The organism is Pseudoxanthobacter sp., assembly GCF_036822375.1.
In the GTDB taxonomy this organism is placed as follows: Bacteria; Pseudomonadota; Alphaproteobacteria; order Rhizobiales; family Segnochrobactraceae; genus Pseudoxanthobacter.
The window spans coordinates 1-1,691 of sequence record NZ_DAISHT010000374.1; the positions used below are offsets into that span (position 1 = coordinate 1).

2 protein-coding genes are annotated in these 1,691 nt (G+C 69.3%); one reads left to right on the plus strand and one right to left on the minus strand.

From position 1 onward, the window contains the following. Window positions 1-267: 267 nt before the first annotated feature. On the minus strand, window positions 268-543 hold the full coding sequence (locus tag V7067_RS17760; protein WP_334177208.1) for a hypothetical protein: 276 nt from the start codon (window positions 541-543) through the stop codon (window positions 268-270). Between the two features lie 292 nt (window positions 544-835). Between V7067_RS17760 and V7067_RS17765 the strand changes: the two genes are divergently transcribed. Further along, the coding region (locus V7067_RS17765; RefSeq protein WP_334177209.1) for a phenylalanine--tRNA ligase subunit alpha at window positions 836-1,691 on the plus strand (856 nt) is incomplete at its 3' end.

Sequence of the window (1,691 nt, forward strand, 5' to 3'; positions counted from 1 at the left end):
CACACCATGCGCCCGGTGCCGCGTCGCTGCGGCCGGAAAGAAAGCACAGACCGGGCGGCCGGCCTCAGATGGCGGGCGTTTCGCGGGTGAGCGGCGGTCTGGTGCACGCGCGGGCTGGTGCCCGGCGGCCGCGTCGCGCGCAAGGCCGACTGTGCTGTGCAGCTTTTCCTGCGCAGCTTTCGTTTTGCGCCGGATGGCGGTCGCAACCGGTGCCCTGAGGCGGCCGCGGTTTCTGCGTTCGCGGCGGCCGGGTTCAGGGCCGGTCTTTCACAGTGTGCAGACCGGGCGCAGGCGCAGGCCGAGCTGTGCCGCCTTGGCGGTGACTTCGGCCATCGGCCGGTTCAGCCGCAGGCTGGCGACCTCGGCGGAAACCTCCTGCCGGGTCAGGTCCACCAGCGTGCGCAGGGCATCGTCGCTCCAGCCGGGATCGTGGCTGAGGCGGAAGGTGCTGCCTTCGTGTTCGAGGCGTGTGAAGGGCGAGGCAAAACCCTGCGGCCCGGACGAGAAGGACGGGCGGAGCGAAGGCGAGTATTGGGTAGCCATGGCGATCCTCCGTTTTTTATCGTTTAAATGGATTTAACCATATTTCCGCTGTGGCGTCGAGCGGAAGCGCTGTCGGGCCGGAGCGGGGCGGCGAGGCGGGGGCGCCGGTGCCGGCATTTTGGCCGGGCGGTCGAATTGTGGCCGGCGGTGTTTCCTTCCGGCGGGAAACCGCGCTAAAACGCGCGGCACGCGTGGCACCACGCGGGTGCCGTGCCCGGTTCGCCGGGCTGCGGCCCGGTGCCTTTCCCGTCCGGCGGCGTCCGCGCCGCCCTGTTCAAGAAGCCGAACGCCGATGACCGATACGCCCGACAGCGATCTTGCCCGTCTCGAAGCCGATCTTCTCGCCCGCATCGGGGCTGCGGGCAGCGAAGCGCAGCTTGAGGAGGCGCGCGTCGCCGCCCTTGGCAAGAAGGGCCTCGTGACCGAGCGCCTGAAGGGCCTCGGCGCCATGTCCGATGCCGAGCGGCGCATCGCCGGCCCGGCGCTGAACGGCCTCAAGACCCGCGTTGCCGAGGCGCTGGAGGTCCGTCGCGGCAGCCTGCGCGAGGCGGCGCTGGCCGAGCGGCTGGCGCGCGAGAGCGTGGATATCACCCTGCCGGTGCGCCCCGGTCCGCTGAGCGAGGGCCGCATCCACCCCGTCTCGCAGGTGATCGACGAGCTGACCGCCATCTTCGCCGATCTCGGCTTCGCCATCGCCGAGGGGCCGGATATCGAGACCGACGACAACAACTTCACGGCGCTGAATTTCCCCGTCGGTCATCCGGCGCGCGAGATGCACGACACCTTCTTCTTCGACCCGAAGGAGGATGGATCCCGCCTGCTGCTGCGCACCCACACCTCGCCGGTGCAGGTGCGCACCATGCGGCAGGGCAGGCTGCCGATCCGCATCATCTGCCCGGGCCGCACCTATCGCTGCGACAGCGACCAGACCCACACGCCGATGTTCCATCAGGTGGAGGGCCTCGTCGTCGACGAGACCGCCACCATCGGTGAGCTGAAGTGGGTGCTGGAGGAGTTCTGCAAGGCGTTCTTCGAGGTGCCGAAGGTCGACATGCGCTTCCGGCCCTCGTTCTTCCCGTTCACCGAACCGTCCATGGAAGTGGACATCCGCTGCCGCCGCATGGGCAACGAGGTGCGCTTCGGCGAGG